Below are 13,519 nucleotides of genomic sequence, written 5' to 3'. Positions count from 1 at the left end.
GCCCAACAACATAAAGAGTGGGCTTAAAGCCCAACAACATAAAGAGTGGGCTAAAGCCCAACAACAAAAGGCTTTATAAATTTTATTAAAGGATATTGAAAATGATGTTAACTCAAGAAAAAACCTTCGCTGAAATTGTTCGTCAAGATTTCCCAATTTTACATCAGGAAGTCAACGGTCATCCCTTAGTTTATTTAGATAATGCGGCAACTTCTCAAAAACCTTTAGCGGTATTAAATGCCCTGCAAGACTATTATCGAAATTATAATTCTAATGTGCATCGAGGGGTTCATGCGTTAAGTGCAAAAGCAACGGATACCTATGAAGCGGCTCGGGTGAAAGTTGCCCAATTTATTAAGGCTAAATCCTATAAAGAAATTGTTTATACCCGCAATGCCAGTGAAGCTATTAATATTGTAGCCTATTCTTGGGGATTAAATACCTTAAAAACCGGAGATGAAATTATTCTCAGTGTTATGGAACATCATAGTAATTTAGTTCCTTGGCAAATGGTCGCAAAAAAAACCGGAGCGGTGATTAAATTTGTCGAGTTAACAGAAACTCAAGAATTTGATTTAGAACAATTTAAAACCTTAATTTCAGACAAAACTAAATTAGTTTCGGTTGTGCATATTTCTAATACATTAGGTTGTATTAATCCCATTGAAGAAATTACTCAAATTGCTCATAAATACGGCGCAAAAGTATTAATTGATGCCTGCCAAAGTGCGCCCCACACCGCCTTAGATGTGCAGAAAATTGATTGTGATTGGTTAGTGGCATCGGGTCATAAAATGTGCGCTCCTACGGGTATCGGCTTTTTATATGGCAAATTAGAGGTATTAGAAGCCATGCCGCCGTTTTTTGGGGGAGGAGAAATGATTGATGAAGTGTTTTTAGATCATTTTACAGTGGGAGCATTACCCCATAAATTTGAAGCGGGAACTCCGGCGATTGGAGAAGCAATTGCTTTGGGTGCGGCTATTGATTATTTAACATTAATTGGTATGGATAAAATAGAAGATTATGAACATGAATTAACGGCTTATTTATTTGAAAGATTGCGAGAAATTCCCGAATTAAAACTTTATGGCCCCCAACCCAATGCTAAGGGAGAAGGGAGAGCCGCCTTAGCTTCTTTTAGCGTGGATGGGATTCATGCCAATGATTTATCAACTATGTTAGATGATGCCGGGGTTGCTATTCGTTCAGGACATCATTGTACCCAACCCTTACATCGTTATTTAGGCTTAAATTCTAGCGCCAGAGCGAGTTTATATTTCTACAATACTAAACAAGAAATTGATGTTTTTATTGTAGCATTAAAGGATGCGATCGCATTTTTTAAAGAAATAATGGGTTAATACATAATTTAAGAGGGAATGGGGAATATTGAATCTATTTTAATCAACAACCCCAGCCCGAAAAACTCGCCCAATTACATTTTCAATCGGAGGGTCACTCACGGTTAAGTCTAGTATATTGAATTCCGCTAATATTTTAGCGACCGTTGTAGTTAAGGTATCGCGCTTGACTAATAAGCGCACAACTTGACCCTCCATGGATTCAATTTCTGCATAGGTTAATAATTTCTGACGACAACTTTCTAATACTTCAGGAGAAGAATGTTCTAATTCAATTTTAACTTCTCTATAGGGAGAAAATTGTTCTAATAACCCATCTAAACTACCATCATAAATTAACTGTCCTTGATGAATTAAAATCACCCGTTTACATAATGCTGTAATATCAGCCATATAGTGACTGGTTAACAAAATTGTAGCTTGATAACGGCGATTATATTCGGCTAAAAACTCCCGGACACTGACTTGAGCATTAACATCTAATCCCAAGGTAGGTTCATCTAAAAATAAGACTTGAGGACGATGTAATAAAGCCGCCATTAATTCCACCTTCATGCGTTCCCCTAAAGACAGTTTTCGCACGGGTTGTTTTAACTTTCCTTCTAGGGATAACATCTCGGTTAATTCCCCTACCCGTTGACGATATTCACTATCAGAAATTCCATAAACTGCGGCATTAATTCTCAAAGAATCTAAGGCGGGTAAATCCCAGATTAACTGTTGTTTTTGCCCCATAACCAGGGTAATTTTTTGTAAAAACTTAGATTGACGTTTAAAAGGATTATGATGGGCAACTTCCACAAATCCGCTAGAGGGATAAATTAACCCCGTTAACATTTTTAATGTTGTGGTTTTTCCGGCTCCATTAGCTCCTAAAAATCCAACTACTTCCCCCGATTCAATTTTAAAAGAAACTTCTTTAACAGCTTGTATATTCTGATAGGTACGCTGGAAAAAATGGCGAATTGTCCCTTTAAATCCAGGTTCTTTAATGGCGACGGGATAAACTTTACTTAGCTGTTCAGCAATGATAATAGACATAAATAATAGGGAACAGGTATCACGGATTTAAGAGGATTTCACGGATTCTAATTTGTGTTAATCTGCGTAATCCTCTTTATTGACTATTTTTTATTACTTTAAAACCAAAATTTCAGGGTGCGTCAACATTTAATTTAACGCACCCTCGAAAGAATGATCACTATCAATTAATTAAATACATTTTCCGAACTTGAGGAGGCGGTATCAGTTCCGCCTTTAACTCTAGCTTTGGCTTTAGTTGCGCTGCGTTTTAGAGCTTGTAAACGAGCTTCATAACGGGCTTTTTGGCGTTTTTTAGGGGTTTGATCCACTAAGGTTTTTAAGGCGCTTCCTAGGCTTTTGTAGGCGTTGGGTAGGGTATAACCGAAACGGGTGGCCAGAGAAATCGCTTTTTCATCGGCGTCTAAGGATTCCTGTAATGTGCGTTCTCCGTTATTTTTTTGATAGAGACGATAACCGGAAACGCCACATAATGCCAAGGCTAATAACAGCAGAAGTCCGTCCTGTACCCAGAGTTCTCCGACCGCTCCCCCTAAACCAATGGCGAGGGCGGCCATTTCCCAACCATCTCTGGGAATCGTATCATTTTGAATGCGGGCGACTTCATGCCAAAATATTAGATTGCGCTGATCCATTGCCAACTGTTCCCAACGAACCAAGTCAATTTGAATTTCGACTTGATCCTTGCCAATTTCTTCGCAACGGACGAGGGGCGGGTTGACTTCGACGGTTTTTTCCACCGTCACCCAACTCTGCAACTCAGGAGGAAGTAAGCCTTTTAATCGCCGGAGTTCGCTCATTTCGGCTCTGGCAGTGGAGGTTGCATAGGATGTCATAGTTCCGGCTCAACTAAGTTTTTAACCAAAAACAGGGTTTCTCCCTATTTTAATGTATTCTAATCCGTTTGCAACAACCGCAAACCTAAAATTATCAAACTTGATAGTGCTGAGAATCAAATTCCTAAAAATTCTCGGACATTTTGTAAGTAAGTATCGGGATCTTCTAACATGGGAAAATGAGCCGTATCTTTGAGAATTGCTAACTGAACATTAGGGTTTAAAGTGGCGGCTTGTCTTCCCATTTCTGCGGGAATAATTTGGTCGTATTCTCCAGCGACTAATAGGGTGGGAACGGTTAATTTTTTAAATTCTGCGGGAAGCCATTCCGTTGCTGCTTTTGAAACGGAGGTTAATACGGTTCCATAGGCGGCATCAAAATCCGCTAAGAGAAAATCTTCTAAAAAGGCTTGACTCAAATTGCGAGGAATTGGACGATACAGAAACCGAGCCATAAACATTTTATCCATCCCGGGAATTAAGGTTAACCATTTCGGGCGAAACATGACGACATAACGACTAAATTTATGAAAGGTATTAAAGGTTTTTTCGTCATATTCAAAGATACCACTACAGGTTAAAATCGCTCGTTCAACTCGTTGGGGATATTTATTTAAAAATAACATAGCAATGGAACCCCCCATGGAGTGAGCATTGATATAAACTTTGTCTAAATTTAACTGGTCTAATAAAGTGACTAAATCTTCAGCATATTCAATTAATTCATAACGTTCTGATGGTGATTTATCCGTGACCTCTGGGGAGGAATTTGACCGTCCAAACCCGCGTAAATCATAAATTAAACAATCAAATTCCTGGGATAATGCTTGGGCGGTGCTTTCCCAATAGCGTCCCGAACCTCCCCAACCATGAATAAAAACCATTACGGGTTTAGTTCCGGGTGTGGAGTTGGCTGTTGTCACCCACTCACAATAATGATCGACTCCATTAACAGAAATTACGGTTTTATTTGGATTTGTGGCTACAGTCATTTTTCTAAATATTGAATGAGTTTCTCTAGTTTAAACTATTAAATACATTTTGAATAAATGTTCTGGCGGTGGTGGGAGTTGCGGTTTTTAATCCCGTTGAGGTTTGATGTATCCACCATCCTTTTGTGGTTTGGGGCGATCGCCATAATTCTAAATGTTCAACGGCAGGATCGGCATAAAAACTTTCTATTCCTCCTCCTAATAATGCCGAACTCCAATGGGTAAAATAATCATGACTGATGCGATAAATTGGGAAATTACCGATTAAAGGAACCCCCCAACCATCAATGGCAATCAATCCTTGAATTTCCCCCCCCAATTGTTGCCAAGCTAAAGCAGCCCCAATTGCTCCGACAACTCCGGCACTAAAAGCTATAATTATTATAGCAGATTTGGGATGATTTTGATCAATAAAATTAAAAATATCAAGACTTGAATAGGCGGGATAATCTTGAGTTGGAAAAATCAATAATTCTCCCAATTGTTGTTGATTTTTCCAATTTTCCAAAACTCCATCTAAAAAAGATTCCGTTAATTCCGGTGGATGAATGCCAGGACAAATTAATAGCATTTGTTGATGGGTAAGTACGAATGGGGAATGGGGAATGGGGAATGGGGAATGGGGAATGGGTGCTATGATACTACTTCACTGTTTTACCCCATCCCCCTGTAGGGGATGTTAAACTATCAAAGAGAGTCATTCTAAAGGATATACCCCCGTCGGATAACGTCGGGGACGGTTCCCTAGCAGGACTCGATAGTAGCACTTGAACGTGAGGACAAAAACTTGGTTGCGACTCCTGAAAGACTGGAAATAATTAATTCAGCACCGACCCATGCAGAGGGTAAAAATCGAGTTGCGGTTTTGCTGATGGGTTATGGTGAAGTCGAAAGTTATGAAGACTTTGCCAATTATAACGAACAGGCTTTAAACCTTTTAACCGCTAAATTTGCCCCGGTTCCCACTTGGGTCTATCCGCCTTTAGCTAAACTTTTAGCGATGTTTGATCTCCATGAATGGAGTCATCAACATGGGAATTTTATTTCTCCCCATAATGCCATTTTTGAGAAACAACGGGTGGGAATTGAGGAACATTTAAAAGAAAAATGGGGAGATCGGATTAAAGTATTTAAAGCCTTTAACTTCTGCGCTCCCTTTCTGCCTGAACAGGTTTTAACTCAAATTCAAGCCGAAGGATTTGATAAACTGTTAATTTATCCTCTGTTAGTGGTTGATTCTATTTTTACCAGTGGAATTGCCGTGGAACAGGTGAATATAGCCCTGGAAAAATTAGCAAATGAAGGTGAACATTGGATAAAAGGTCAACGGTATATCCCTTCTTTTTATAATGAACCTGCCTATATTCAACTGCTAGGACAGTTAGTAGAAGACAAGATTCAAAAAGACCTGATTCAATCCTGTCTCCCCTCTCAAATTGGGATTGTTTTAATGAATCATGGTTGTCCCCACAAAGCCAAAGGGTTTACATCGGGAATTGATGAAAGTCAAGCCCTTTATGAGCAGGTGCGGGAAAATTTAATTAACCGTTATCCGTTAATTTCTGTGGGTTGGTTAAACCATGATACCCCCTTAATTGAATGGACACAACCTAACGCTCAATTGGCGGCGAATAATTTAATTGAATTAGGGGCAAAAGCGATTGTCTTTATGCCGATTGGATTTGCCACCGAAAACCATGAAACCCTGTTAGATGTTGAGCATATTATTGAGGGTTTACGTCGGAAATATGGTGATGTTAAATATGTACAAATGGAGTGTGTTAACGACCATCCAGAGTTTTTAAAAATGTCCGCAGATTGGGCAAACCCCCAAATTGAAGCATTATTAAATGAAATGGCTTTGGCGGTCAATCCTTCCTTGGTGAGTGTTCATAGCCATGATGATCACCACCACAGTCATGATCATGATCATGGTCACGATCATCACCATCATCATTAAAACAGGTAGGGGCGAGGTCTCCTCGCCCTCCAAATCCCCAGTTAAAATTGTCGTGACCAGTCAGATAACCACCTTTCAACCACAACTTTTGTTTGGGTAAAAAACTCAACCGCCTGCTGTCCTTGACCGTGTAAATCTCCAAAAAAACTATTTTTCCAACCACTAAAAGGAAAGAATGCCATCGGTGCGGCGACACCAATATTAATCCCAATATTTCCCGCCTGAACTTGATAGCGAAACTGTCGCGCTGCCGCCCCACTGCGAGTAAATAAACAGGCCATATTGCCGTATTCACTTTGATTAATAAATGCGATCGCTTCTTCCATTGTATTTAGATGAATTAAACTTAATACCGGGCCAAAAATTTCGGTGCGGGCAATTTCTCCCTGGGGGTTAATATCTTGTAAAATAGTCGGGCGGATAAAATAACCCTGTTCATAGCCGGAAATTTTAGGATTTCTGCCATCAATTAAAATTTTGCCTCCTTCCTGTTTTCCCTGTTGAATTAATCCTTCAATTCGAGTTTTACTTTCGGCGGAAATAACCGTTCCCATTTGGACATTTTTATTTAATCCATAACCAACAATTCGAGTTTCCGCAGCCGCGGCGATCGCATCGGTAAAACTCTGTTTAGCTTGACCAATAGTAATCGCAATTGATGTGGCTAAACACCGTTGTCCGGCACAACCAAAGGCGCTATCAGCAATAATTTTTGTGGTCATTTCTAAATCAGCATCGGGTAAAATAATCGCCGGATTTTTTGCCCCGCCCTGACATTGTGCCCGTTTGCCATTAGCAGCAGCCCGACTATAAACATATTTAGCAACGGCCGTGGAACCGACAAAACTAATCGCTTTAATCTGGGGATTTTCTAAAATAGCATCAACGGTTTCTTTGCCTCCATTGATTAAATTAATCACTCCTGGGGGTAGTCCTAATTGATCAATTAAACCAAACACCTTTTGCATGGTTAAAGGTACTTTTTCCGAGGGTTTAATAATACAAGTATTGCCACAGGCGATCGCATAAGGAAAAAACCAAAATGGAATCATCCCCGGAAAATTAAACGGGGCAATAATCGCCACAACTCCTAAAGGTTGACGAATCATCATTTCATCAATTCCCCTAGCAATATCTTCGGAATTGTAACCTTGAATTAAGCTAGGAACACCACAAGCTACTTCCACATTTTCAATCGCCCGTTGTAATTCTCCTAGGGATTCAGCCAGGGTTTTTCCACATTCTAAGGTTATTGTTTCTGCTAAATCCTGTTGATTTTGTTCAAGTAATTCTCTGAGTTTAAACAAATAACGAATACGCTCTGTAACTGGGGTTTGTCGCCATGAATTAAAGGATTTTTGGGCGATTTCTGCCACCTGATTCAGTTCCGTTGCAGGAGAAAGAGGGACTTTTGCTAATACTTCTAAGGTCGCCGGGTTAATGATATCTAAGGTTTGTGTTGCCTGGGATAAATCCCATTTTCCATTAATATAGTTAGGTAAAATTTTAACTGTTTTCATTTTTGCTATTCCCTAAAATTTTTACTTTTGACTGACATTTTTCTGGTAAAAGCTGTTATAATAGTTAATTAACTATAGTAAGCTTTACTATCTTATCCTGCTAATTATTTAGTTCCAAATAGGCGATCGCCCGCATCCCCCAACCCCGGAATAATATACCCATGTTCATCTAAATGATCATCAATGGCAGCCGTATATAGAGGAACATCAGGGTGATAGGAATGAAAATTTTTAATCCCTTCGGGAGAGGCAATTAAACACAGAAATTTGACCGAAAAAGGGTTAGTTTGTTTCAATCTTTGGATAGCAGCAATGGCTGTATTTCCCGTAGCAATCATCGGATCAACTACTAAAACTTCCCGTTCTTCTATATCATCAGGAAGTTTGAAATAATATTCAATAGGGATAAAGGTTCGAGGATCTCGATATAAACCAATATGTCCGACTCTTGCCGAAGGAATTAATTCTAAAATTCCATCTAAAATTCCCTGACCTGCCCGCATAATGGAAACAATCACCATTTTTTTCTCCGAGGCTAAAATCGGTGCTTCCATCGCAGCAAGGGGGGTTTGAATTAACTCTTTTTTTAGGGGTAAATCCCTGGTAATTTCATAGGCTAATAACATACTAATTTCCCGCAATAATTGCCGAAATTTAGCGGTACTGGTTTGTTCTCGTCGCATCAAGGTGAGTTTATGTTGAACCAAAGGATGCTCAATAATCGTAACGTTAGGATACATAGGTTAAGGGGGAATAAAATCTTAATAAAAATTAGCTGGCTGTCAATGATTTAAAACAATAATCAACGGCTTGGTTGATACTAGAAAGATGGCGACGGGTGTTTAACTGTCTCATAATTTGATAATTAATCAGTTTTAAAGATTCAGTTTGAGCTAGGGCTAAATTGCGAGGCATAAAATCCATCACACATAGGCTTCCAATGGCAAAACCTTGATTATTGATTAAGGGAAAACCCCCATAAAAACGGATTTTGGGTTCGGATATAACCAGGGGATTATTAATAAATCTTTCATCTTTTAAGGTATCGGGAACAATCATGAAATCCTGTTGTAAAATACAATAGGAAGAAAAGGCAATATCTCTAGTTGTTTCTGGTGGTATCGGGCCAATAATTGATTTAAACCATTGACGATCGCGATCGAGTAAACTAATTAAAGCAATCGGTGTTTTGCAAATATAGGTCGCCAGCAGGGTTAATTCATCAAAAGAAGGTTCTGCTTGGGTATCAAGAATTTGATAGTCATACAGGGCTTCTAATCGTTCTTTTTCGTTATCTGGGATCGGAGCAGGTATCATAGAGAGGATTGAGTTGAAGTTCACTGTTACTATTGTATATTAATTTGAGTTTTCAAGATCAATTATCAAGTTTTATGATGTCAAAAAAAATTAAGTTTTTCAAGTCATCTGCGATAATTTTAACTGGATTTTTGAGTAGTTTTATCTGGGCTAACTATTTGTTGATTTCAGTAAAGGCTGAGGTGATTGTTGGTTCCGGTGAAGGCAATGGTTCCTTTGGATTACTGAGTGATTTTGATGGTCAATATTTCTCTGGACAACAACAAATTGGCCATGAATTTATCATTAACGAAACAGTTGAAGTGGATCAAATTGATTGGCATGGTCAATATTTCCCCGATGGTCAACCTTCAAAGGATAAATTTTCTTTGAGAATTTTTAAAATGGTTGAAGGAGTCCCAGAAATTAAACCTAAAATTGATGTGCAGTTAAGGGAAGTACGCCAAACTAAAACCAATATTGAACGGTTTTCCCATCCCGTATTTAATTATGTGGGTTCGGTGATGCCGTTTCAATTAGAACCGGGACGGTATTTGTTATCAATTGTTAATAATACTCAGGGTCATACTGATGACTGGTTATGGATGACCACTGAGCCCAAAACTCAATTACAGGATGCCGATCTAAAAATCTTTTTTCGAGATCGGAATGACTTGACTTGGAAAAGTGGCTTAACCGGAAAAATGTCTTTTACAATTTTTGGTAAACCTACCTCTAATTCTAATTAAAGTTAGGCGTTTAATAGTATACTTATAAAAGTGGTCGTTAGGGGTTAATGGGGAAGAACGCTATAGTGATTGAGTCTAAAAGTTAGGTTGTATCTTCCGTAACCCAACTAATCACCACAATTTGATATTATAGTTGAAGTGCCAATCTTAGTAATTTTGCAGTATTATGACTCTGAGCAAAACGGAATCCAGACAACTTTTAGAACGTATGATTTTTGATGATGAACTCCCTAGAGACTGGGTACAAGATGTTTGGGATATGAGTCCCATTTTAGGAGAAAATGCCGCTAAACTGCTGGATGTTTTTGATATGTTAATTGACTGTTGTTCTGAAGAAAAATTAGAAAATCTAGTTGAAAGTTTATATGATGAAATAGAAAATCAATAAATTAATTAATCAGTGGCTTGAGGTACGGCCTGATAGTTGAATTTGGGTTAATATTCATCGCAAACAACTGAATTAATTATGGTTATCAGGAATATTTTCTGGATTTTATATCAACAATGATTTAACGCATTGCTAACACGGAAAAATTAATTGATAAAGATTTAACATTTTCATCAATTAAAGTTGAATAAATGTCTTTGATTTTTTCAAAACTAATCGTTTTTTGCAGAAAGTCACTATTAGTTATTGAAAAGTTAGAATCAAATTCAATAATAGGAGAATCTGAAACAATGGTTAATTCTCCCCATTCACCTATTAAATGATAGGCTTCGTTTTCTAAAAAAAACTCATCAATATTACCATAATCCCAAGTTCCATCAGGATCGATAATTGGGATCATTTTATTTAAAGTTAGATTATAGGTTTGGGGATGGGGAAATTTTAAAGTTATGCTTCGATAACAATACTGTTCTCCAGGCAAAGGAGAAGTGTAAAGCGAATGATTTTCTGTCAAAACAGCTTCTAAAAAGAATTCTATAGCGGTATCAGTTTTGATGCCCAATACATAACTATCTTCAAGATAGATATTTTCTAAACCTGGTAACTGCCAATAATTAAGTCTATCCATAATCTATAATTTTATATGTCCCATTGGATGCGTGTATGATTCCCTGGACTTTTGCGAGTAACGTGATTTCCCCAGATATCTATCCTTTGACTATCGGTATTTCTGAGTTCAACATGGGGATAATTACTTCCTGATGTCCTAGAACTGCCTTACTTTAAGGTTAGCCGAACTACGCCATTTTCATCAGTGTATTTCAACGGGCCTTTAGGAGTTTGAGTGGTTTGCCAGCCTTGTAACTCCGCCCATAACTTTAAATCACTCGCTTTTGGAATTTCACCTCCTGCAACAACTTGGGTGATGCGTTGAAAGACTTGTTGGGGTGTTATCGAGAATTTGGGTCTAAAACCCCGTGCTTCTAGTACGGCTTTGGATTAAGATAGAGATGGTTGAAATCCCCAAGGTGGGCGGTTGTGAAGCGGCTTTTAGTCGGCACCCTCGAACCTGAAAACTCCTTGAGAGTAACAAGAAGGGTAGCGAAAACCTTGTAAAACACAGCTAGAGAATCAACGCATTCTCATTACCAGAAAACACATAATTTGGTTTCATCAATTAAGGTAGGGCGGGGCACGCCCGAACTCTAGGTCGTATCCTAGTACGCTTTTGGAGATAGACCCTCTGGGGTTGCCGTAAGCCAGGCTCGTCAATTGGTGACTTTTCACGATTGAAAGGTTTGAGTATTGCTCGAAAGAGATACGGTGCTTAAAGGTCAGTCGCTGAATTAAGAATCTCGGCGCGTAAACGCGCGGAGAGTGTCAATTCTTTTTTCTTTATAATCACAGACAGGCTCGACTGCGCCTAGTGAGGAGACATCAATGAACATACTTGGAATTTCAGCCTACTACCATGACAGCGCCGCGGCGCTCGTCTGTGATGGTAAAATCGTAGCCGCGGCCCAGGAAGAACGGTTTACGCGCAAAAAGCACGACCCCGGATTTCCCGCCAATGCCATCCGCTATTGTCTTCAGGAAGCGAACATCACTTTTTTTGAAATTGATCAGGTTGTTTTCTACGATAAACCCCTGGTTAAATTTGAACGACTCCTTGAAACCTACCTCAGCTACTCACCGCGAGGGTTTCGTTCTTTTATTAAGGCCATGCCCGTTTGGTTAAAAGAAAAACTTTACCTAAAATCCGTATTAAAAAAAGAATTAGCCATCATAGCCGGGGCTAAAAAAGCTAAACTTCCCCCCCTATTATTTACCGAACATCATCAATCCCACGCGGCTTCTGCCTTCTTTCCTAGTCCCTTTCAAAAAGCGGCGGTAATGTGTTTAGATGGTGTGGGAGAATGGGCGACAACTTCCGTCTGGCTGGGGGATGGTAATAGTTTAACCCCGGTTTGGGAAATAGATTTTCCCCATTCTTTGGGTTTACTTTATTCGGCTTTTACCTATTATACCGGGTTTAAAGTTAACTCCGGGGAATATAAATTAATGGGATTAGCACCTTACGGCGAACCCATTTATGTTGATAAAATCCTCACCCATTTAATTGATTTAAAAGACGATGGCACATTCCGATTAAATCTGGAATATTTTAATTATGCCGTTGGTCTGACCATGACCAATAGCAAGTTTGATCAACTATTTGGTGGCCCGCCTCGCAAACCCGAAACCCCGATTAGCCAACGGGAAATGGACATCGCCGCCTCGATTCAAGTTGTCACTGAAGAAGTGGTATTGCGTCTAACCCGCAGTGTCCAGAAGGAATTAAACGTCGATTACCTCTGTTTAGCCGGAGGTGTGGCCCTCAACTGCGTGGCTAACGGCCGGATTCTGCGGGAAGGCCCGTTTAAGGATATTTGGATTCAACCGGCGGCTGGAGATGCCGGAGGTGCGTTGGGGGCAGCCTTAGCGGTTTGGTATCAATATCATCAACAACCTCGCAACGTAGAAACCGATCTTGCCTTTGATATTTCGGCGGAAAAACTATTAGAAACCAGTGCCGGATCAAAACCTTCGGTTGTGGCGTTAAAAACCCATCAAAAACGCTTGGATTATATGCAAGGTTCCTATTTGGGGCCAAAATTTAGCGATGCTGAAATTCAGGAGTATTTAGACACGGCTGGGGCAAAATATTTACGCTTAGATGATGTGGAATTAATGCCCCGTCTAGCGGAAATTTTAGCCGATGGAAACGTGATTGGATGGTTCCAAGGACGGATGGAATTTGGGCCGAGGGCGTTAGGAGGACGTTCAATTATTGGTGATCCGCGCAATCAAAAAATGCAGTCGGTGATGAACCTGAAAATCAAATATAGAGAGTCTTTCCGACCCTTTGCTCCATCGGTGAGGGCGGAACGAGTTTCTGATTATTTTGAATTAGATCGCCCCAGTCCCTATATGTTAATTGTGGCTCCGGTTCAAGAGAGTTTAAGAATTCCCATGACTCCAGAACAGGAACAACTATTTGGGATTGAAAAACTTAATGTTCCCCGTTCAGAACTTCCCTCTATTACCCACGTTGATTATTCCGCCCGGGTACAAACTATTCACAAAGAAACTAACCCCCGTTATTATGATTTAATTCATCATTTTGAAAAACAAACGGGCTGTCCTGTGATTGTTAATACCTCTTTTAACGTGCGGGGAGAACCGATTGTTGGGAGTCCCGAAGATGCCTACCGTTGTTTTATGCGAACGGAAATGGATTATCTAGTTTTGGAGAATTTCTTATTAGCTAAAACCGAACAAACGCCCTGGGAAAAAGATGATGCTTGGCAAAAAGAATTTGAATTAGATTAAC

General features: G+C 39.5%; 13 protein-coding genes. 5 read left to right on the top strand and 8 right to left on the bottom strand.

The window, feature by feature from the left end; all coding sequences use genetic code 11:
* Positions 1 to 101 precede the first annotated feature (101 nt).
* Positions 102 to 1,364 (top strand): SufS family cysteine desulfurase, encoded by a 1,263-nt coding sequence (locus tag AC559H_RS22250; protein ID WP_026788517.1) that lies wholly within the window; start codon positions 102 to 104, stop codon positions 1,362 to 1,364.
* Positions 1,365 to 1,403: 39 nt separating this feature from the next.
* Here AC559H_RS22250 and AC559H_RS22245 read toward each other — a convergent pair whose 3' ends face one another.
* The 4 genes from AC559H_RS22245 to AC559H_RS22230 all read right to left on the bottom strand — a co-directional run bounded on the left by AC559H_RS22245 (position 1,404) and on the right by AC559H_RS22230 (position 4,804).
* Positions 1,404 to 2,405 carry an ABC transporter ATP-binding protein gene (locus tag AC559H_RS22245; RefSeq protein WP_026794901.1) on the bottom strand — a complete coding sequence of 334 codons (1,002 nt, stop codon included), beginning with the start codon at positions 2,403 to 2,405 and terminating at the stop codon, positions 1,404 to 1,406.
* A gap of 167 nt (positions 2,406 to 2,572) precedes the next feature.
* Positions 2,573 to 3,241, bottom strand: a complete 669-nt coding sequence (locus AC559H_RS22240) for a DUF3318 domain-containing protein (RefSeq protein ID WP_026794902.1) — start codon at positions 3,239 to 3,241, stop codon at positions 2,573 to 2,575.
* Positions 3,242 to 3,357: 116 nt separating this feature from the next.
* A complete protein-coding gene (locus AC559H_RS22235; protein ID WP_026788514.1) occupies positions 3,358 to 4,233 on the bottom strand; it encodes an alpha/beta fold hydrolase in 876 nt (291 codons plus the stop codon).
* 25 nt (positions 4,234 to 4,258) lie between these two features.
* Positions 4,259 to 4,804 carry a hypothetical protein gene (locus AC559H_RS22230; protein ID WP_026788513.1) on the bottom strand — a complete coding sequence of 182 codons (546 nt, stop codon included), beginning with the start codon at positions 4,802 to 4,804 and terminating at the stop codon, positions 4,259 to 4,261.
* Positions 4,805 to 5,020: 216 nt separating this feature from the next.
* Here AC559H_RS22230 and AC559H_RS22225 point away from each other — a divergent pair, with 216 nt between their 5' ends.
* Positions 5,021 to 6,193, top strand: coding sequence for a ferrochelatase (locus AC559H_RS22225; protein ID WP_026788512.1), 1,173 nt, complete (start codon positions 5,021 to 5,023; stop codon positions 6,191 to 6,193).
* Between the two features lie 41 nt (positions 6,194 to 6,234).
* Here the strand turns inward: AC559H_RS22225 and AC559H_RS22220 are convergent, their stop codons facing one another.
* The 3 genes from AC559H_RS22220 to AC559H_RS22210 all read right to left on the bottom strand — a co-directional run bounded on the left by AC559H_RS22220 (position 6,235) and on the right by AC559H_RS22210 (position 9,030).
* Positions 6,235 to 7,713, bottom strand: coding sequence for a CoA-acylating methylmalonate-semialdehyde dehydrogenase (locus AC559H_RS22220; protein ID WP_026794903.1), 1,479 nt, complete (start codon positions 7,711 to 7,713; stop codon positions 6,235 to 6,237).
* A gap of 104 nt (positions 7,714 to 7,817) precedes the next feature.
* Positions 7,818 to 8,453 (bottom strand): uracil phosphoribosyltransferase, encoded by a 636-nt coding sequence (upp, locus tag AC559H_RS22215; protein ID WP_026788510.1) that lies wholly within the window; start codon positions 8,451 to 8,453, stop codon positions 7,818 to 7,820.
* 31 nt (positions 8,454 to 8,484) lie between these two features.
* On the bottom strand, positions 8,485 to 9,030 hold the full coding sequence (locus AC559H_RS22210; protein ID WP_026788509.1) for a GAF domain-containing protein: 546 nt from the start codon (positions 9,028 to 9,030) through the stop codon (positions 8,485 to 8,487).
* Positions 9,031 to 9,104: 74 nt separating this feature from the next.
* On the opposite strand from AC559H_RS22210, the gene AC559H_RS22205 reads away from it, so the two are divergent.
* Positions 9,105 to 9,758, top strand: coding sequence for a hypothetical protein (locus AC559H_RS22205; protein WP_148292048.1), 654 nt, complete (start codon positions 9,105 to 9,107; stop codon positions 9,756 to 9,758).
* Between the two features lie 166 nt (positions 9,759 to 9,924).
* Positions 9,925 to 10,146: a hypothetical protein gene (locus AC559H_RS22200; protein ID WP_026788507.1), complete on the top strand. Its 222-nt coding sequence runs from the start codon at positions 9,925 to 9,927 to the stop codon at positions 10,144 to 10,146.
* A 121-nt stretch (positions 10,147 to 10,267) separates the two neighbouring features.
* Here AC559H_RS22200 and AC559H_RS22195 read toward each other — a convergent pair whose 3' ends face one another.
* Positions 10,268 to 10,774 (bottom strand): hypothetical protein, encoded by a 507-nt coding sequence (locus tag AC559H_RS22195; RefSeq protein ID WP_051319558.1) that lies wholly within the window; start codon positions 10,772 to 10,774, stop codon positions 10,268 to 10,270.
* 812 nt (positions 10,775 to 11,586) lie between these two features.
* Here AC559H_RS22195 and AC559H_RS22190 point away from each other — a divergent pair.
* Positions 11,587 to 13,518: a carbamoyltransferase family protein gene (locus AC559H_RS22190; RefSeq protein WP_026794904.1), complete on the top strand. Its 1,932-nt coding sequence runs from the start codon at positions 11,587 to 11,589 to the stop codon at positions 13,516 to 13,518.
* The last annotated feature ends 1 nt before the right edge of the window (position 13,519 follow it).

Origin of the sequence: Planktothrix prolifica NIVA-CYA 540 (assembly GCF_963864145.1) — a bacterium.
Lineage (GTDB): Bacteria > Cyanobacteriota > Cyanobacteriia > Cyanobacteriales > Microcoleaceae > Planktothrix > Planktothrix agardhii.
Note: the sequence above shows the minus strand (reverse complement) of the source record. Positions and strands in the feature narration are given on the sequence as shown.

Bases quoted from the DNA above. Each gene is read 5' to 3' on its own strand.
- AC559H_RS22250 (WP_026788517.1), top strand. From the start codon at position 102: ATGATGTTAACTCAAGAAAAAACCTTCGCTGAAATTGTTCGTCAAGAT.
- AC559H_RS22245 (WP_026794901.1), bottom strand. From the start codon at position 2,405: ATGTCTATTATCATTGCTGAACAGCTAAGTAAAGTTTATCCCGTCGCC.
- AC559H_RS22240 (WP_026794902.1), bottom strand. From the start codon at position 3,241: ATGACATCCTATGCAACCTCCACTGCCAGAGCCGAAATGAGCGAACTC.
- AC559H_RS22235 (WP_026788514.1), bottom strand. From the start codon at position 4,233: ATGACTGTAGCCACAAATCCAAATAAAACCGTAATTTCTGTTAATGGA.
- AC559H_RS22230 (WP_026788513.1), bottom strand. From the start codon at position 4,804: ATGCTATTAATTTGTCCTGGCATTCATCCACCGGAATTAACGGAATCT.
- AC559H_RS22220 (WP_026794903.1), bottom strand. From the start codon at position 7,713: ATGAAAACAGTTAAAATTTTACCTAACTATATTAATGGAAAATGGGAT.
- upp (WP_026788510.1), bottom strand. From the start codon at position 8,453: ATGTATCCTAACGTTACGATTATTGAGCATCCTTTGGTTCAACATAAA.
- AC559H_RS22210 (WP_026788509.1), bottom strand. From the start codon at position 9,030: ATGATACCTGCTCCGATCCCAGATAACGAAAAAGAACGATTAGAAGCC.
- AC559H_RS22205 (WP_148292048.1), top strand. From the start codon at position 9,105: ATGATGTCAAAAAAAATTAAGTTTTTCAAGTCATCTGCGATAATTTTA.
- AC559H_RS22200 (WP_026788507.1), top strand. From the start codon at position 9,925: ATGACTCTGAGCAAAACGGAATCCAGACAACTTTTAGAACGTATGATT.
- AC559H_RS22195 (WP_051319558.1), bottom strand. From the start codon at position 10,774: ATGGATAGACTTAATTATTGGCAGTTACCAGGTTTAGAAAATATCTAT.
- AC559H_RS22190 (WP_026794904.1), top strand. From the start codon at position 11,587: ATGAACATACTTGGAATTTCAGCCTACTACCATGACAGCGCCGCGGCG.